This is a genomic window from Isoptericola nanjingensis (genome assembly GCF_050311635.1).
Classification (GTDB): Bacteria; Actinomycetota; Actinomycetes; order Actinomycetales; family Cellulomonadaceae; genus Isoptericola; species Isoptericola nanjingensis.
In genome coordinates this window covers 158,224-174,523 of sequence record NZ_JBNOZL010000010.1, presented here as the reverse complement: position 1 = coordinate 174,523, position 16,300 = coordinate 158,224, and the positions used below count along the sequence as shown (strand labels likewise).

The following is a 16,300-nucleotide window of genomic DNA, read 5'->3' as shown; positions in this document are numbered from 1 at the left end:
GGCCCGGACTCTGTGCGCGCGACCTCCGGGGGAACGGGGACGTGGATGGTCCCCGAAATCACCATCCGGCGCGAGGTCAGTCGGCGGCGTGGCGCGCGGTCAGCAGGCGCCGGAACGACGCGACGCGGGCCTCGCGCGCCGGGCGCTCGTCGTCGGACGACGCGGCGAGCCAGTCGTCGAGCGCGCAGTCGGGGGCGTCCGCGAGGTGGGTGCAGCCGCGCGGGCAGTCCTCGGCGACCTCGGCGAGGTCCTCGAACGCCTGCAGCAGGTGGTCCGTCTCGACGTGCGCCAGCCCGAACGACCGGACGCCCGGGGTGTCGACCACCCAGCCGTCGTGGTCGTCGTGCCCGACCGGCAGCCGCAGCGCGACGGCCGACGTGGACGTGTGACGGCCACGGCCGGTGACGTCGTTGACGACGCCGGTGGCGCGGTCGGCGTCGGGCACCAGGGCGTTGATGAGCGTCGACTTGCCGACGCCCGAGTGCCCCACCAGCACGGACGTCCGCCCGGCCAGCCGGGAGCGGACGTCCTCGACGCTCGCGGCGTCGTCCTGCCGCGTGACGACGACCTCGACGCCGATGGGGGTGTAGAGGTCGCGCAGGGGAGCGGGGTCCGCGAGGTCGGCCTTGGTGAGGCACAGCAGCACGTCCATGCCCGCGTCGTAGGCGGCGACGACGCAGCGGTCGATCATGCCGGTGCGCGGCTCGGGCTGGGCGAGCGCGGTGACCACGACGAGCTGGTCGGCATTCGCCACCACGATGCGCTCGTAGGGGTCGGTGTCGTCCGCGGTGCGGCGCAGCACGGACGACCGGTCCTGGATCCGCACGATGCGGGCGAGCGTGCCCTCGTCGCCCGACGTGTCGCCGACGACGTCGACGCGGTCGCCCACGACGACGCGGGTACGTGTGAGCTCGCGCGCCTTCATCGCGAGGACGGTGCGCTCGCGGTCGGTGCCGTCGTCGACCACGAGGGTGTACCGGCCGCGGTCGACGCCGGTCACCATGCCGACCTCGGCGTCCGCGTGCTCGGGGCGCTGCTTGGTGCGGGGCCGTGAGCCGCGCTTCGAGGGCCGCGCGTACTGCGCGTGCTCGTCGACGGCGCGGCGGGCCATCAGGCCTCGCCCTCGGTGACGGGGCCGGCGTCGACCCCCAGCATCCGCTCCCACATCACGTCGAAGCCGGGCAGGGTCTTGGCCGTGGTGCCGACGTTCTCCACCCGCACCCCCGGCACCCGCAGGCCGAGCACGGCGGCCGACGTCGCCATGCGGTGGTCGGCGTAGGTGCGGAACAGGCCGCCGTGCAGCGGCCGCGGCGTGATGACGAGCCCGTCGCGCGTCTCCTCGGCCTGCCCGCCGAGCCGCGTGATCTCGGTGGCCAGCGCGGCCAGCCGGTCGGTCTCGTGGCCCCGCAGGTGCGCGATGCCGCGCAGGCGGCTGGGGGAGTCGGCGAGCGCGGCGAGGACGGCGAAGGTGGGGGCGAGCTCGCCCGCGGCGTGCAGGTCCAGGTCCGCCCCGCGGACCTCGCCCGTGCCGGTGACGGTGAGGACGCCGCCGTCCAGGCGGGCCTGCGCCCCGAGGGCCGCGAACAGGTCCGGGAGCAGCGCGCCCGGCTGGGTGGTCTCCGCCGGCCAGCCCGGCACGCGCACGGTGCCGCCGCCCACCAGCGCCGCGGCCAGGAACGGCGCCGCGTTGGACAGGTCCGGCTCGACCCGCACGTCGCGCGCGGTGACCGGGCCGGGGGCGACCTGCCAGATGCCGTCGCGCGAGTCGTCCACCTCGACGCCGACGTCGCGCAGGGTGGCCACGGTCATGGCGATGTGGGGGACGCTCGGCAGCGTGGTGCCGATGTGCCGCAGCGTGAGGCCGCGCTCGAAGCGGGCGCCCGCGAGCAGCAGGGCCGAGACGAACTGCGACGATGCCGACGCGTCGACGTCCACCGCGCCGCCCGCCACCCGGCCCGTGCCGTGCACGGTGAAGGGCAGGTGCGTCGGGGTGCCGCCGTCGGGGGACGTGACGCGCACGCCCAGGCTGCCCAGGGCCGCGAGCACCGGCAGCATCGGCCGGACCCGCGCCTCGGGGTCGCCGTCGAAGCGGACCGGGCCGTCGGCCAGGGCCGCGACCGGCGGGAGGAACCGCATCACCGTGCCCGCCAGCCCGGTGTCGACGTCCACGTCGCCGCGCAGCGGCCCGGGGGTCACGTGCAGGGTGCTCGGGTCGTCGCCCTCGTCGATGCCGGCGCCCAGGGCCCGCAGCGCGCCGATCATGAGGTCGGCGTCGCGCGAGCGCAGCGCCCCGCGCAGGGTGCCGGGGCCGTCGGCGAGCGCGGCCAGCACCAGCAGGCGGTTCGTCAGCGACTTGCTGCCCGGCACCTCGACCGTCGCGTCCAGCGGAGCCGTCGCGACCGGTGCCGCCCACTCGTCGACGACGTCGGGGGCGGGCGGGGCGGCGTGCGGCGGGACGGCTGAGGTCATGGCTCCGAGGCTAGTTCACGGACCGCACGCACCGCGGGCCGTCTCGCCGGTGCCGACCAGGTCCGGGGCCGTCAGACGGCCTCGGCGACCTTCGCCCGCAGCCTCGCGGCCTCGGCCTTGGTGGCCGCCTTCGCCTTGTCGGCCTTGGCCGCGACCTTGGCCGCCTCGCCCTTCGTCGCGGCCTTGACCGTCTCGGCCTTCGCCTCCGCGAGGCGGGCGGCGTGCGTGCGCGCCTGCTGCACGCGGTAGGTGACGCCGGGCCGGCCCTCGAGGTCGACGCCCGCGATGACGGCGGCGCCGACCTTGCCGAGGTCCTTGACGAAGGCCGCGGTGCGCAGGCTGCGCTCGGCCCCCCTGCTGGTGAACGGCTGGTGGGCGACGGCGAGCGGCGCGGTGAGCGCGGCCAGCGCGAGCGCGGCGGTGCGGGGCGTGCGGCCGACGGCGAGCAGGACGCCGGCCACGGCGGTCACCGCGCCGTGCGCGCGCACCAGGAGGCCGAGCTGGCGGTCGCTGAGCGGCTCGGCGCCGACCGCGTCCGTGACGATCGTGGAGCCCTCGCGGGCGGCGTCCACGTGCTCGGCCGGGTGCAGCACGGCCTGGATCCCGTCGTAGACGAAGGGGGCGGCCAGGAGGGGTCGGGCGATACGGCGCAGCAGCATGGGCCCACTGTGGCAGAGCCGACCCGCGCTTGCGCGGCGACCGGCGGGCGCGGCGCCGGCGGGCGTCAGGCGGGCGCGCCGTCCCACCAGTCGGGGTGGGAGCGCGGCGGCCGGCGGGTGCCGAGGCCGTCGCGGCGGACCGTCCGCACGAGGCGGGCGGCGTAGGCGGTGAGGAGCAGGGCGGCGAGGACGAGGATCAGTGCGGTCATGGCAGTAATCCTTCGCGCATCGCACTTCTGCCACGAGTGGCAGAAGTGCCAGTATGCATCGACATTCCGCCATCGCCGTGGCAGCATGGTCGGCATGATCCACAAGGTCGCCGCCGTCGTCGTCCCGGGCGTCGCCCCGTTCGAGCTCGGCGTCGCGTACGAGGTGTTCGGGATCGACCGGCGCGACACGGGCGGCCCGTCGTTCGACTTCACCCTCTGCGCCCCCGAGCCCGGCCCCGTGATGACCAAGGGCGGCTTCCCCGTCGTCGTCGAGCACGGCCTCGAGGCGCTCGACGACGCCGACCTCGTCGTCGCCGTCGCGTACGGCATCGACGACGACGGCGCGGAGACGCTGCCGCAGGCCTACCTCGACGCGCTCCGGGCGGCCCACGACCGCGGCGCCTGGCTGTTCGCCATCTGCTCGGGCGCGTTCACGCTCGCGCGGGCAGGCCTGCTCGACGGCCGGCGGTGCACCACGCACTGGATGTACACGGAGCGGCTCGCGGCCGAGGTCCCCACCGCCGACGTCGACCCCGACGCGCTCTTCGTCGAGGACGGGCACGTGCTCACCAGCGCCGGGACCGCGGCGGGCATCGACGCCGCGCTGCACCTCGTGCGGACGCAGGTCGGCGCCGACGCCGCGCGCGCCGTCGCGCGGCGCATGGTGGTGCCGCCGCAGCGCGAGGGGGGTCAGGCCCAGTTCGTCGTCGACCCGCTGCCGCGCGAGGGCGTGTCGCTCGCCGGCCTGCTCGCCTGGATGCGAGAGCACCTGGCCGAGGAGCACACCGTGTCCAGGCTGGCGCGCCGGGCCGCGCTGTCCGAGCGCACCTTCGCGCGCCGCTTCCGTCAGGAGACCGGCACGACGCCGGCCGCCTGGCTCGCGCGCCAGCGGGTCGCACGGGCGCAGGAGCTGCTCGAGTCGACCGAGGCGCCCGTGGACGAGATCGCGCGCGTGGTCGGCTTCGGCAGCGCGCCCGTGCTGCGGCACCACTTCGCCCGCCAGCTCGGCACCAGCCCGGTCTCCTACCGCCGGCGGTTCGCCGCGCCGGTGGCCTCCTGAGGCCGGCGGCCGGAGCCGCTCCCACGGGAATGTCGAGGCCCCTTCAGCGGTTGCACACCGCGTGAGCACCCGCACCCCGACGACGGCGACCGCCGTCCCCGCACCCGGACGCGAGTCCGTGCGGTTGTTCGCCGTCCCGGCAGACGCCCTGACGGCGGGCGCGGACGACGCGGTGGTCGGCCGCACGACAGACCTGCACACCCCGTGGATCGGAGGACCCCGCCCAGTGGCTGGACTAGGCTCGACGGTGATGACCCAGGACCTTGGCCCGGCGAGCGGCGACGCGCCGCGCGGGAGCACCCCGGACGGCGAGGAGATCCCCGAGGACACGGAGCGTGCCCCCGAGGGAGAGACCACCGCGGCCCGGGCCGAGCGCTTCGAGCGTGACGCCCTGCAGTACCTGGACCAGCTCTACTCCGCCGCGCTGCGCATGACGCGCAACCCCGCGGACGCCGAGGACCTGGTGCAGGAGACGTTCGCGAAGGCGTTCGCCGCCTTCCACCAGTACAAGCCGGGCACCAACCTCAAGGCCTGGCTGTACCGCATCCTCACGAACACGTTCATCAACAGCTACCGCAAGAAGCAGCGCGAGCCGCAGCAGTCCCAGGCGGAGGACGTCGAGGACTGGCAGATCGCCCGCGCCGCGTCGCACACGTCGCAGGGGCTGCGGTCGGCCGAGGCCGAGGCGCTCGACCGGCTCCCCGACTCCGACGTCAAGCGCGCGCTGCAGGAGCTGCCCGAGGACCGGCGCATGGTCGTCTACTACGCCGACGTCGAGGGCTTCCCCTACAAGGAGATCGCCGAGATCATGGGTACGCCGATCGGGACGGTGATGTCCCGGCTGCACCGCGGACGCCGGCAGCTGCGCGAGCTGCTCGCCGACTACGCCGCTCAGCGTGGCCTGGTCCCGGCTCGTGGAGGAGCGTCATGACCGACCCCGTCACCCCCATCCCGCACGACCGGGCCGAGGGGGAGAACGAGTGCGAGCACGCCCTCGTGCACCTGAACGAGTTCCTCGACTCGGAGATGACGCCCGAGGACGAGCAGCGGATGCGCGCGCACGTCGCGCACTGCTCGCCGTGCCTCGCCGAGCTGAGCGTCGAGGAGCTCGTCAAGCAGCTGGTCCGCCGCTCCTGCTCGGAGCGCGCGCCGGAGACCCTCCGGGTGCGCATCCACGCGCAGCTGACCGTGATGTCCACGGCCGAGTAGCCCTCACGCCGAGGTAGTACGAAATTCGCCGAGGTAGTTCCGGTAGGAGTCGTGGCCACAGGCCACGCGCCCACCGGAACTACCTCGGCGAATTTCGTACTACCTCGGCGCGTCAGGCGTTGGGACGCTTGCCGTGGTTGGCGGCGTTGCCCTTGCGGCTACGGCGCTTGCGACCGCGCTTGCTCATGGTGGTCTCCTCACGAAGGATGGACGAGGGGTCGGTTCCCATGGTCCCACACCGGAGGCCCCGGGTCGGAATCCGGGGCATCCCCGATCCGGACGTCCCCGGGCTCTGCCAGGGTGGTACCCGTCCTCAGCACAGCCCGAGCAGCACAGGGAGCCTCATGAGCACGGAGTCGTGGGCGGTCGCCGCCCCGCAGACCATCGACGTCGAGCAGGCCACGGGGGTGACGCTCCGCCTGCAGGACGGGCGCGCCGACGTCGTCGCCGACCCGGCCGCGACGGGCGTGCGGATCGAGCTGCTCGAGGTGAGCGCCAAGCCGCTCCAGGTCGTGCGCGACGGGGACCGGCTGCGCGTGGGCTACGAGAGCTCCGTGCTCGACTCCGTCATGGCGAAGCTGCGCAACCCGCGCCAGAGCGAGCGTGCCGTGGTGCGCGTCGTCGTCCCGGCCGACGGGGCGGTCGACGTCGGCACCCTCGGCGCGGACGTCGAGGTCGCCGGAGGTCGCAAGGTCGCGGTGAAGACCGTGACCGGCGCCGTGCGCGCGACCGGCACGACCGGGCCGATGTCGCTCAAGACCGTCTCGGGCGCGCTGTCGGCCGAGGGGCACACCGGCGACGTGACGGCGAACAGCGCGGCCGGGTCGATCGCCTTGACGGGCGCGCTCGCGCGGGTCTCCCTGACCACCGTGTCGGGGGCCGCGACGGTCACCGCGACCCAGGCGAGCCCGCTGATCACGGCCAAGACGGTCTCGGGCGCGATCGACCTGCGCCTCCCGGCGGGCAGCCCGGTGAACCTCAAGGTGCGCGGCGCGTCCGGCCAGGTCGTCCTCGACGGCTCGGTGCTGCCGAGCGCCGGCGCGACGCTCGTCGTCGACCACGGCGAGCAGCCCGCCGACGGCCGCAGCGCCGCGTACCTGTCCGCGACGGTGACGTCCGCGCACGTCACCGTCGACCGTCGCTGACCGGCGCCCGCCCGGGGCGCCGGGGAGGAGGAGCACCATGACGGACGCGTCCGTACCCCACGTCGCCCTGCTGACCGACGCCTTCGGGCGGATCGCCGAGACCGCGCACCGCGTACTGCGCGGCGCCACGGCCGACCGCCTGACGTACCGCCCCGACGCGGAGGCGAACACCGTCGCGTGGCTCGTGTGGCACCTGGCGCGGGTGCAGGACGACCACGTCGCGGACGTCGCCGGCACCGAGCAGCGGTGGGCGGCGGGCGGCTGGGCCGAGAGGTTCGGGCTGCCGTTCGACGTCGCGGACACCGGCCACGGCCACACGCCGGAGCAGGTCGCGACCGTCCGGGCCGACGCGGCCCTGCTGCGGGGCTACCTCGACGACGTGCACGCCGCGACGACCGCCTACCTGGCGACGGTGACCGCCTCGGACCTGGACCGCGTGGTGGACACGAGGTGGGACCCGCCCGTCACGCTCGGGGTGCGGCTCGTGAGCGTCGTCGGCGACGACCTGCAGCACGTCGGCCAGGCCGCGTACGTGCGCGGCCTGGCCGAACGGGCGGGCGTCTGAGCGGTCGTCACTCGTCGGCGGGCAGCCCCAGCCACGCGTGCCAGCCGGTGTGCAGCACGAGCCACGCCATGAGGCCGTAGCCCGCCTGCCCGGGGTAGGTGGAGCCGTTCGTCGCGAGGTCGGCCAGCCACTGCTCGTGCTGCGCCAGGGGCGTGTACGTGTCGACGTACGGCACGCGGCGCCGGTTGGCGACGTCCGAGAACGCGGCCGAGAGGTCCGCGATGCGGCCGCCGTCCTCCGGCCGCCCCGGCGGGGGCCCGACGACGAACGCCGGGATCCGGCTCGTCTCCGCCACGTCGAGGATGTTCGCCAGGTTGAGCCGTGACCGCGCCACCGAGAGCGACGAGTCGACGTCGTGCCGGCCGAGGGCGACGACGAGGCGGTTCTCGCACGTGTCCTCCGGGCCGAAGCGCGACTCCGTCTCCGCCTGCCAGCGGGCGCCGAGCGCCGAGCTGGTCTCCCCGGGCACGGCGAGCGTGAACGCCATCGCCGGCTGCCCGAACCTGGTCCGGGCCATGACGCGCCCCGTCCACCCCAGGGCGCGGGCGTCCCCGACGCCCACGCTGAGCTCGTCGCCCACGACGCAGATGCGCACCTCGGTCTGGGTCACTGAGCCTTCACCGTCCAAGTCCTGTCTCGCAGTTGCGCGGCCATTGTCGCCGCACGCCCGTCCGCGACGCAGGATCCCACGCCGCACGGCTCCCCGAGTTGTCAGGGCCACAGCGGGGGTATGCGGCGCGCCGGGTCTGACAGGTCAGAGCAGGGTGGCGCCCCAGCGCACGACGTGCTCGTCGCCAGGGGCGAGGCGGACGAGGCGCTCGCCGGTGTTGAACGCGTCGGCCACGCAGCTCATCGGCTCGGCGGCGAGGCCGAACCGCTCGTAGCCGTCGATGTGGTCGGCCGAGCAGACCTGCCAGCAGTCCATGGAGCCGTCCATCCAGATCGCGGCGGTGCTGCCGTCGGGGCGGCCGAGCCGGGCCCAGGACAGCCCGGCGTCGTCGCGGGTAGCACCCGTCCACGCGTCGTCGAGGTCCAGGCCGGCGAGCGGCCGCGTGGTGCGCAGGTCGTACGGGCCGGCGACGGGCTCGACGCCGGTCGGCAGCAGGCGGTCGTCGACGGTGACGTGCGTCGTGGCGTCCAGGCTGACGGTGCACTCGTCGAGCGCGACGCCGCCGGTGGACAGCCACGGGTGGAAGCCGACGCCGTACGGCGCGGTCCCGGTGCCGACGTTGCGCGCGCCGACCACGACCTCCAGGCCGGCGTCGGACACCGTGTACCGGGTGCGGAGCACGAGCTGGAACGGCCAGCCCTTCTGCGCGGGGAGGGCGAGCTCGAGCGTCACCGCGTCGTCCGCCACCTCGACGGGCGTCCAGCGGTACCAGCACACGAGGCCGTGCAGCGCCGTCCCGCGGTCGGGCTCGCTCACGGCCACCTGGTGCCGGACGCCGTCGGTCGTGTAGGCGCCGTCGCGCAGACGGTTCGGCCACGGGGCGAGGACGGCGGCGTTGAAGACGGGGGCCGCCTCGTCCTCGGCGAACGGCACGAACACGTCGCGGCCGGCGACGGTGTACTCGCGCACCATCGCCCCGACCTCGGTGACGGTGGCCCGGTGCTCGCCGGAGGAGATGCGGAACTGCCGGCCCGACGGGGCGGGGACGGCGGGGGAGTCAGCGGTGTTCACGCTCACACCGTAGTCGGCACGCCGGATCGGTGCGGGCGACGTAGCGTAGGAGAGCCAGATATCTGACGAGACGTCCCCTCGCGCGCGAGGGGTCCGCGCCACGGGTCCGGGGTGCCCGGGGTGCCACCGAACGGGGGAACGATGGAGAAGCAGGTGCTCGGCCGCACCGGTCGGCTGGTGTCGGTCGTCGGCCTGGGAACCTGGCAGCTGGGTGCGGACTGGGGGACGGTCGACGACGACCAGGCCCGGTCCGTGCTGGATGCCGCGTTCGAGTCCGGCGTGACGTTCTTCGACACCGCGGACGTCTACGGGGACGGCCGCAGCGAGCAGGCCCTGGGAGCGTTCCTCGCCGACCACCGTGACGACGCCATCACCGTGGCCACCAAGATGGGCCGGCGGATGGACCAGGTGCCGGAGAACTACGTCCTGTCGAACTTCCGCGAGTGGACCGACCGGTCGCGCCGGAACCTCGGCGTCGAGACCCTCGACCTCGTGCAGCTGCACTGCCCGCCGACCTCCGTCTACTCCGACGACGAGGTGTACGACGCGCTGGACACGCTCGTGGCCGACGGCGTCACCGCCGCCTACGGCGTCTCCGTGGAGACCGTCGAGGAGGCCCTCACCGCCATCGCGCGCCCCGGTGTCGCCACCGTGCAGATCATCCTCAACGCGTTCCGGCTCAAGCCCCTGGAGCGGGTGCTGCCCGCGGCCTCCGCGGCCGGCGTCGGCATCATCGCGCGCGTGCCGCTGGCGTCGGGGCTCCTGTCGGGCCGGTACACCCACGAGACCACGTTCTCGGAGGACGACCACCGCACGTTCAACCGCGAGGGCAAGGCCTTCGACGTCGGCGAGACCTTCTCCGGCGTGCCGTTCGACGTCGGCGTCGACGCGGCCGCCCGCTTCACGGAGCTCGCCGGCTCGGCCCTGAACCAGGACCTCACGCCCGCGCAGGCGGCCATCGCCTGGGTCTGGCAGCAGCCCGGCGTCTCCACGGTCATCCCGGGGGCACGCAGCCCCGAGCAGGCGCGGCTCAACGCCGCCGCCGGTGACACGGGCGTCCTCGGGCCCCTCTTCACGTCCGGCGTGCGGGAGATCTACGACGAGGCGATCAAGGAGCACGTGCACGACCGCTGGTGACCGCGAGATAGAGAGGCTCCTCGCCGAGATAGAGAGGGGGCGGACCGCACGTGGTGCGGTCCGCCCCCTCTCTATCTCGGCGAGGAGCCTCTCTATCTCGCGGGGAGGTCAGCGGTCGAAGGCCTGGGCGACCAGGATCTCCTGCTGCTCCTTGTGCCGCTTGGCCGTGCCGGCGGCGGTCGACGCGGACGCGGGGCGGGACGCGACGCGCACGCGCGGCATGTCATCCGGGAGCGCCAGGTGCAGGAAGGACCAGGCGCCCTGGTTCTCCGGCTCGTCCTGGACCCACACGACGTCGGCGTCCGGGTACTGCGCCAGCTGCGCGCGGACCTGCTCCTCCGGGAACGGGTAGAGCTGCTCCAGGCGGACGATGGCGGTCCGGGTGTCCTGGCGCTTGGTGCGCTCGGCGAGCAGGTCGTAGTACACGCGGCCGGTGCACAGCAGCACGCGGTCGACCTGCGCTGCGTCCACGGTCGTGTCCGGCAGCACCGGCTCGAACGTGCCGGTGGTGAAGTCCTCGACGCTGGAGGCCGCCGCCTTGAGGCGCAGCAGCTGCTTCGGCGTGAAGACGACCAACGGCCGGCGCGGCCGGGCGTACGCCTGCTGGCGCAGCAGGTGGAAGTACGACGCCGGGGTGGACGGCTGCGCCACCGTCATGTTGTTCTCGGCCGCGAGCTGCAGGAAGCGCTCGATGCGGGCGGACGAGTGGTCCGGCCCCTGGCCCTCGTAGCCGTGCGGCAGCAGCATGACCAGCGACGAGTGCTGGCCCCACTTCTGCTCGGCCGACGAGATGAACTCGTCGATGATCGTCTGGGCGCCGTTGACGAAGTCGCCGAACTGCGCCTCCCAGAGCACGAGGGCGTCCGGGCGCTCGACCGAGTAGCCGTACTCGAAGCCGAGTGCGGCGTACTCGCTGAGCGAGGAGTCGTACACCCAGAACTTCGCCTGGTCGCCCGACAGGTACAGCAGCGGGGTCCACTCGGCACCGGTGTTGCGGTCGTGCAGCACGGCGTGGCGCTGGACGAAGGTGCCGCGGCGCGAGTCCTGCCCGGCGAGGCGCACGGGGGTGCCCTCCATGAGCAGCGACCCGAAGGCGACGAGCTCGCCGAAGCCCCAGTCGATGCCGCCCTCCTTCGCCATGAGCTGCCGCTTCTGCAGCATCTGGGCGAGCTTCGGGTGCACCGTGAAGCCCTCGGGGGCGGACACCTGGACGGCGCCCACGCGCTCGAGCACGGCGTGCGGGACGGCCGTCTGCCAGCCCACCATGTCGCCGGCGCCCTCGCGCTGGGCCTCCGGGCGCTCGAGTCCGAGGATCTCGTCCTCGCCGTCGGGCGTGCTGGCCTTGCCGGCCGACTTGGTCTCGGTGAAGACCCGCTCGAGCTGCGCCTGGTAGTCCTGCAGCGCCTGCTCGGCCTCCTCGACCGTGATGTCGCCGCGGGCCACGAGGTTCTTCGTGTACAGCTTGCGCACCGACTGCTTGGCCTCGATGAGGTTGTACATCAGCGGCTGCGTCATCGACGGGTCGTCGCCCTCGTTGTGGCCGCGGCGGCGGTAGCAGACCATGTCGATGATGACGTCGCGGTCGAACTGCTCGCGGTACGCGAAGGCCAGCTCGGCCACGCGGACGCAGGCCTCGGGGTCGTCGCCGTTCACGTGGAAGACGGGGATCTGGTAGCCCTTGGCGACGTCGGTCGCGTACGTCGTGGAGCGCGACGACGACGGCCCGGTGGTGAAGCCCACCTGGTTGTTGATGATCACGTGGATCGTGCCGCCGGTGCGGTACCCGCGCAGCTGCGCGAGGTTGAGCACCTCGGGCACCACGCCCTGGCCCGCGAAGGCCGCGTCGCCGTGCAGCAGGATCGGCAGCACGGAGAAGCCGTCGCCGCCCAGGTCGATGCGGTCCTGCTTGGCCCGCACGATGCCCTCGAGCACCGGGTCGACCGCCTCGAGGTGGGACGGGTTCGCCGCCAGGTACACCTTGGTCGTGGCGCCCGACTCGGCGGTGAAGACGCCCTCGGTGCCGAGGTGGTACTTCACGTCGCCGGAGCCCTGCACGCTCTTCGGGTCGAGCTGGCCCTCGAACTCCTTGAAGATCTGGCCGTAGCTCTTGCCCGCGATGTTCGCCAGCACGTTGAGGCGGCCGCGGTGCGCCATGCCGATGCCGACCTCGTCGAGCCCGCCCTCGGCGGCCCGCGACAGGATCGCGTCGAGCAGCGGGATGACCGACTCGCCGCCCTCGAGCGAGAACCGCTTCTGCCCGACGAACTTGGTCTGCAGGAAGGTCTCGAACGCCTCGGCGGAGTTCAGGCGGCGCAGGATGCGCAGCTGGTCCTCGCGGGGGGTGCGGGCGTAGCCCGACTCGAGCCGCTCCTGGAGCCACTTGCGCTGGGCCGGGTCGGCGATGTGCATGTACTCGACGCCGATGGTGCGGCAGTACGAGTCGCGCAGCAGGCCGAGGATGTCCCGCAGCGTGTCCTTGGCCTTGCCGCCGAAGCCGCCCGTCGGGAACTGGCGGTCCAGGTCCCACAGCGTCATGCCGTGGCTCTGGATGTCCAGGTCCGGGTGCTTGCGCTGGCGGTAGGCGAGCGGGTCGGTCTCGGCCATGAGGTGGCCGCGCGAGCGGTAGGAGTGGACGAGCTCCGCGATCCGGGCCGGCTTCGCGGCCTCGACGTCGGCGTCCACGGTGTTGTCGCGCACCCAGCGCACGGGCTCGTACGGCACGCGCAGGGCCGCGAACACGCGGTCGTAGAAGCCGTCCAGGCCGAGCAGCTTGTTCGCGAGCACCTTGAGGAACTCGCCGGACTGCGCGCCCTGGATGATGCGGTGGTCGTAGGTCGACGTGATCGTCATGACCTTCGAGATGCCCATGCGGGCGAGCTGCTCCACGGACGCGCCCGCGAACTCCGCGGGGTAGTCCATGGCGCCGACGCCGATGATCGTGCCCTGCCCGGCCATGAGGCGCGGCACGGAGTGCACGGTGCCGATGCCGCCCGGGTTGGTCAGCGAGATCGTGGTGCCGGCGAAGTCGTCCATGCCGAGCTTGCCGCCGCGCGCCTTGCGCACGAGGTCCTCGTACGCGGCCCAGAAGCCGGCGAAGTCGAGCTCCTCGGCCTTCTTGACGCTGGGCACGAGCAGCTGGCGCGAGCCGTCCGGCTTGGCGAGGTCGATCGCGAGGCCGAAGCCGACGTGGGCCGGCTGCACGACGTGCGGCTTGCCGTCGATGCTCTCGTAGTGCGCGTTCATCACCGGCATGTCGGACAGCGCCTCGACGAGCGCGAACCCGATGAGGTGCGTGAACGAGATCTTGCCGCCGCGGCCGCGCGCGAGGTGGTTGTTGATGACGATGCGGTTGTCCACCATGAGCTTGGCGGGCACGGCGCGCACCGACGTCGCGGTCGGGACCTCGATCGAGGCCTCCATGTTGGTGACGACGCGCGCGGCGGGGCCGCGCAGCTTCTGCACGTCGTCGGTGGCCTCGTCCTCGGTGGCCTTCGGCGAGGACTTCGCGACCTCGGCGTAGGGCGCGGTCGAGGGCAGGGCCTCGGCGACCGGGCGGACGGCGCTCACCTCGGGGTCGGCCGGGACGGGGGCCGGCTTCGAGGCCTTCCGCTCGGCCTTCGCGGTCTCGGCGGCGGCGGTGCCCGACCGGCCGGCCGGGGCCGCGGGTGCCGGGGCTGCCTGCGCCGGTGCCTGGGGCTCAGCCGGCGCCGCGGGCTGCGCGGGTGCAGCCGGCGCGGCGTCCGCCGTGGCGCCGTTGGTCTCACCCGGCTCGTAGTCGGCGAAGAAGTCCCACCACGCGGGGTCCACCGCGTTCTTGTCCTTCAGGTACTGCTCGTAGAGCTCGTCGACAAGCCATTCGTTGGCTCCGAACGCGCTCGCCACGCTGATCGACTCTGACCCGTCCTTCGGGGACACCACGCGCGGATCGCCCACTTTCACACAGTTGCAACTCGTTCGACCGGAAATGCGCCCGACAGCGCCGGTGCGCAGGTCCAGCCTACGTCCTTCGCGGCGTCCGACCGGGGAGGTCGAGCGGCGTCAGACGGCCGTTCCCGGGCTCACGGCGCGCATCGTGACCGTCCGGTAATGGGGTGGGCAACGACTCCTCGGGTCGACACGATGACTCCGTGTTCCGGCGTCATGTCCGGACCACGCGGGCCGTCCTGTGACGGACGAGTGTGACCAACCTCACGCCGGCGCCGCGGGGCGGGCCGGGGCGCGGGATCACTCGGAGGGCTCGGTCGTGACGCCGGCGGCGGGCCGGGCCTGCGCGGGAAGCGTCACGCGCATCGTCGCGCCGCGGTCGGTGTCGGCGACCTCGACGTGCCCTCCGTGCAGGTCGACCGCCCAGCGGACGATGGCGAGGCCGATGCCCGTGCCGCCGCTCGCCATGCCGGACGGCGGCGCGGCGTGCGGGCGACCGGCGGCCGCGCCGCTCGCGAACCGCTCGAAGATCCGGCCACGGTCCTCGGGCGCGATGCCGGGGCCCTCGTCGCTCACCTCGAGCACGACGTCGTCGTCCACGGGGTAGGCGTCGAGCCGCACCGTCCCGGCGTGCGGCGAGTGCCGGATCGCGTTCTGCAGCAGGTTGGTGACCACCTGGCGCAGCCGCTCGACGTCGGCCTCCAGCGCGAGGTCCGGCGGGGTGACGTCGACGACGTAGCTGAGGCCCTTCGCCGCGTCGACCATCGACATCGCCTGCGCGGACTCCTCGAGGAAGTCGCCCACGGAGAACTCGCTGAGCACCAGCGCGGAGGCGCCTGCCTCCACCCGCGACAGGTCGAGCAGGTACGTGACCAGCCGGGTGAGCCGCTCCGTCTGCTCCAGGGACAGCTCGAGGGCCGACGGCGTCGGCTCGGTGACGCCGTCGACCATGTTCTCGAGCTGGGCCTGCAGCGCCGCCACCGGGGTGCGCAGCTCGTGCGACACGTTGGCGATGAGCTCGCGCCGCACCCGGTCGGAGGCGTCGAGGTCGGCGGCCATGACGTTGAAGGCCTCGGCGAGCTGGCCCACCTCGTCGCGGCTCGTGGCGCGCACGCGGATGGAGTAGTCGCCCGCCGCCATCGCCTGCACGGCCGCCGTCATGTCCCGCAGCGGCGACGTCATGCCGCGCGCCAGGAGCTGCACGATCACCAGGGACAGGAAGATCGCCAGGGGCAGCGTGCGGGTGGGGCCGAGCTCGTTCTGCAGGCCGATCCACGTGATGAGGACGGCGAACGTCACCGTCGCCACGACGAGCACGCCGAGCTTGGTCTTGAGCGACCGCAGCGGGTCCAGCGGGCGGACGTCGGGCAGCCGGTGGTGCTCCTTGCGCCGCGGCGCGGCCGGCCCGGTGTCGTCGCCGGCGGCGGGGTCCATCAGGCCTCCGGCGGCTCGAACGCGTACCCGACGCCGTGCACGGTGCGGATGAGGTCCGGCCCGAGCTTGCGGCGCAGCGCCTTGATGTGGGAGTCGACGGTGCGGGTGCCGCTGGCGTCCGCCCAGTCCCACACCTCCGCGAGCAGGCGCTCGCGCGTCTGGACCGTCTTGGGCGAGCTCGCGAGCATGACCAGCAGCTCGAACTCGGTCGGCGTGAGGTGCACCTCGTCGCCCGCGCGGTGGACGCGGCGCTGGGCGCGGTCGATCGTGACGTCGCCCATGACCATCGGCGGGTCGGCGGGGGTCGTCACCGCGGCCTGCTGCGCGCGCTCCACGCGCCGCAGCAGCGCCTTGACGCGCGCCACCAGCTCGCGCATCGAGAACGGCTTGGTCATGTAGTCGTCGGCGCCGACGCCGAGGCCGACGAGCATGTCGGTCTCGTCGTCGCGCGCCGTGAGCATGAGGATGGGGATCGGGTTCTCCGCCTGGATGCGGCGGGTGACCTCGAGCCCGTCGATGCCGGGCAGCATGACGTCCAGCACGATGGCGTCCGGGCTCAGGCGGGAGGCGGCGTCGACGCCGGCGAGGCCGTCGCGCGCGACCTCGACCCGCCAGCCCTCGGCGGACAGGCGCTGGGCGATGGCGGCCGCGATCGCGGGCTCGTCCTCGACGACGAGCACGGTGGCGTTCTGCTGGCCCGAGGCGCCCGGGCTGCTCGGAGGGGTCGCGGTGGTCATGGTGCCATCTTGCACCGGCTCCCTGGGGGAGCGCTGAGTACACGCTGTCCAGGGCCCTCCCGCGCGGACGC

General features: G+C 73.7%; 16 protein-coding genes. 6 read left to right on the top strand and 10 right to left on the bottom strand.

Translation table 11 applies throughout. The annotated features are described in order from the left end of the window. Positions 1-76: 76 nt before the first annotated feature. The 4 genes from rsgA to ACQP6G_RS20300 all read right to left on the bottom strand — a co-directional run bounded on the left by rsgA (position 77) and on the right by ACQP6G_RS20300 (position 3,337). Positions 77-1,111 carry a ribosome small subunit-dependent GTPase A gene (rsgA, locus tag ACQP6G_RS20315; protein ID WP_429767064.1) on the bottom strand — a complete coding sequence of 345 codons (1,035 nt, stop codon included), beginning with the start codon at positions 1,109-1,111 and terminating at the stop codon, positions 77-79. Then, complete coding sequence (gene aroA / locus ACQP6G_RS20310; RefSeq protein WP_429767062.1) at positions 1,111-2,469, bottom strand: 3-phosphoshikimate 1-carboxyvinyltransferase; 1,359 nt, start codon at positions 2,467-2,469, stop codon at positions 1,111-1,113. Before aroA ends, rsgA begins: the two co-directional genes overlap by 1 nt. A 71-nt stretch (positions 2,470-2,540) precedes the next feature. Next, the gene (locus tag ACQP6G_RS20305; protein ID WP_429767060.1) at positions 2,541-3,128 is read right to left on the bottom strand and encodes a DoxX family membrane protein; all 588 of its coding nucleotides are present in this window, start codon (positions 3,126-3,128) and stop codon (positions 2,541-2,543) included. A 65-nt stretch (positions 3,129-3,193) separates the two neighbouring features. Then, on the bottom strand, positions 3,194-3,337 hold the full coding sequence (locus ACQP6G_RS20300; protein WP_429767058.1) for a hypothetical protein: 144 nt from the start codon (positions 3,335-3,337) through the stop codon (positions 3,194-3,196). Positions 3,338-3,431: 94 nt separating this feature from the next. Here ACQP6G_RS20300 and ACQP6G_RS20295 point away from each other — a divergent pair, with 94 nt between their 5' ends. The 3 genes from ACQP6G_RS20295 to rsrA all read left to right on the top strand — a co-directional run bounded on the left by ACQP6G_RS20295 (position 3,432) and on the right by rsrA (position 5,606). Then, positions 3,432-4,397: a helix-turn-helix domain-containing protein gene (locus ACQP6G_RS20295; RefSeq protein WP_429767056.1), complete on the top strand. Its 966-nt coding sequence runs from the start codon at positions 3,432-3,434 to the stop codon at positions 4,395-4,397. A gap of 250 nt (positions 4,398-4,647) precedes the next feature. Further along, positions 4,648-5,328, top strand: a complete 681-nt coding sequence (locus ACQP6G_RS20290) for a sigma-70 family RNA polymerase sigma factor (protein WP_429767054.1) — start codon at positions 4,648-4,650, stop codon at positions 5,326-5,328. Then, complete coding sequence (rsrA, locus tag ACQP6G_RS20285; RefSeq protein ID WP_429767053.1) at positions 5,325-5,606, top strand: mycothiol system anti-sigma-R factor; 282 nt, start codon at positions 5,325-5,327, stop codon at positions 5,604-5,606. Before ACQP6G_RS20290 ends, rsrA begins: the two co-directional genes overlap by 4 nt. 112 nt (positions 5,607-5,718) lie before the next feature. Here rsrA and ACQP6G_RS20280 read toward each other — a convergent pair whose 3' ends face one another. Next, a complete protein-coding gene (locus ACQP6G_RS20280) occupies positions 5,719-5,793 on the bottom strand; it encodes a 50S ribosomal protein bL37 (protein ID WP_099052597.1) in 75 nt (24 codons plus the stop codon). Between the two features lie 157 nt (positions 5,794-5,950). Between ACQP6G_RS20280 and ACQP6G_RS20275 the strand changes: the two genes are divergently transcribed. Next, entirely contained in the window at positions 5,951-6,751 is an 801-nt protein-coding gene (locus ACQP6G_RS20275; protein ID WP_429767052.1) for a DUF4097 family beta strand repeat-containing protein, read from the top strand. 37 nt (positions 6,752-6,788) lie between these two features. Continuing rightward, a complete protein-coding gene (locus tag ACQP6G_RS20270; protein WP_429767050.1) occupies positions 6,789-7,316 on the top strand; it encodes a mycothiol transferase in 528 nt (175 codons plus the stop codon). Positions 7,317-7,323: 7 nt separating this feature from the next. Here ACQP6G_RS20270 and ACQP6G_RS20265 read toward each other — a convergent pair whose 3' ends face one another. Beyond that, positions 7,324-7,926, bottom strand: coding sequence for a GDSL-type esterase/lipase family protein (locus tag ACQP6G_RS20265; RefSeq protein WP_429767049.1), 603 nt, complete (start codon positions 7,924-7,926; stop codon positions 7,324-7,326). A 144-nt stretch (positions 7,927-8,070) separates the two neighbouring features. Next, positions 8,071-8,997, bottom strand: coding sequence for an aldose 1-epimerase family protein (locus ACQP6G_RS20260; RefSeq protein ID WP_429767048.1), 927 nt, complete (start codon positions 8,995-8,997; stop codon positions 8,071-8,073). Between the two features lie 141 nt (positions 8,998-9,138). Here ACQP6G_RS20260 and ACQP6G_RS20255 point away from each other — a divergent pair, with 141 nt between their 5' ends. Beyond that, positions 9,139-10,134: an aldo/keto reductase gene (locus tag ACQP6G_RS20255; protein ID WP_429767046.1), complete on the top strand. Its 996-nt coding sequence runs from the start codon at positions 9,139-9,141 to the stop codon at positions 10,132-10,134. A gap of 108 nt (positions 10,135-10,242) precedes the next feature. Here the strand turns inward: ACQP6G_RS20255 and ACQP6G_RS20250 are convergent, their stop codons facing one another. The 3 genes from ACQP6G_RS20250 to ACQP6G_RS20240 all read right to left on the bottom strand — a co-directional run bounded on the left by ACQP6G_RS20250 (position 10,243) and on the right by ACQP6G_RS20240 (position 16,229). Beyond that, entirely contained in the window at positions 10,243-14,016 is a 3,774-nt protein-coding gene (locus ACQP6G_RS20250) for a multifunctional oxoglutarate decarboxylase/oxoglutarate dehydrogenase thiamine pyrophosphate-binding subunit/dihydrolipoyllysine-residue succinyltransferase subunit (protein ID WP_429767045.1), read from the bottom strand. Between the two features lie 342 nt (positions 14,017-14,358). After that, complete coding sequence (locus tag ACQP6G_RS20245; RefSeq protein ID WP_429767044.1) at positions 14,359-15,492, bottom strand: sensor histidine kinase; 1,134 nt, start codon at positions 15,490-15,492, stop codon at positions 14,359-14,361. Further along, complete coding sequence (locus tag ACQP6G_RS20240; RefSeq protein ID WP_429767042.1) at positions 15,492-16,229, bottom strand: response regulator transcription factor; 738 nt, start codon at positions 16,227-16,229, stop codon at positions 15,492-15,494. The genes ACQP6G_RS20245 and ACQP6G_RS20240 overlap by 1 nt, the downstream gene beginning before the upstream one ends. Positions 16,230-16,300: the final 71 nt, after the last annotated feature.

Excerpts from the sequence above, each read along its gene's own strand:
- ACQP6G_RS20270 (WP_429767050.1), top strand. The coding sequence starts at position 6,789 with ATGACGGACGCGTCCGTACCCCACGTCGCCCTGCTGACCGACGCCTTC.
- ACQP6G_RS20245 (WP_429767044.1), bottom strand. The coding sequence starts at position 15,492 with ATGGACCCCGCCGCCGGCGACGACACCGGGCCGGCCGCGCCGCGGCGC.
- ACQP6G_RS20275 (WP_429767052.1), top strand. The coding sequence starts at position 5,951 with ATGAGCACGGAGTCGTGGGCGGTCGCCGCCCCGCAGACCATCGACGTC.
- ACQP6G_RS20295 (WP_429767056.1), top strand. The coding sequence starts at position 3,432 with ATGATCCACAAGGTCGCCGCCGTCGTCGTCCCGGGCGTCGCCCCGTTC.
- rsgA (WP_429767064.1), bottom strand. The coding sequence starts at position 1,111 with ATGGCCCGCCGCGCCGTCGACGAGCACGCGCAGTACGCGCGGCCCTCG.
- aroA (WP_429767062.1), bottom strand. The coding sequence starts at position 2,469 with ATGACCTCAGCCGTCCCGCCGCACGCCGCCCCGCCCGCCCCCGACGTC.
- ACQP6G_RS20290 (WP_429767054.1), top strand. The coding sequence starts at position 4,648 with ATGACCCAGGACCTTGGCCCGGCGAGCGGCGACGCGCCGCGCGGGAGC.
- ACQP6G_RS20240 (WP_429767042.1), bottom strand. The coding sequence starts at position 16,229 with ATGACCACCGCGACCCCTCCGAGCAGCCCGGGCGCCTCGGGCCAGCAG.
- ACQP6G_RS20305 (WP_429767060.1), bottom strand. The coding sequence starts at position 3,128 with ATGCTGCTGCGCCGTATCGCCCGACCCCTCCTGGCCGCCCCCTTCGTC.
- rsrA (WP_429767053.1), top strand. The coding sequence starts at position 5,325 with ATGACCGACCCCGTCACCCCCATCCCGCACGACCGGGCCGAGGGGGAG.
- ACQP6G_RS20255 (WP_429767046.1), top strand. The coding sequence starts at position 9,139 with ATGGAGAAGCAGGTGCTCGGCCGCACCGGTCGGCTGGTGTCGGTCGTC.
- ACQP6G_RS20300 (WP_429767058.1), bottom strand. The coding sequence starts at position 3,337 with ATGACCGCACTGATCCTCGTCCTCGCCGCCCTGCTCCTCACCGCCTAC.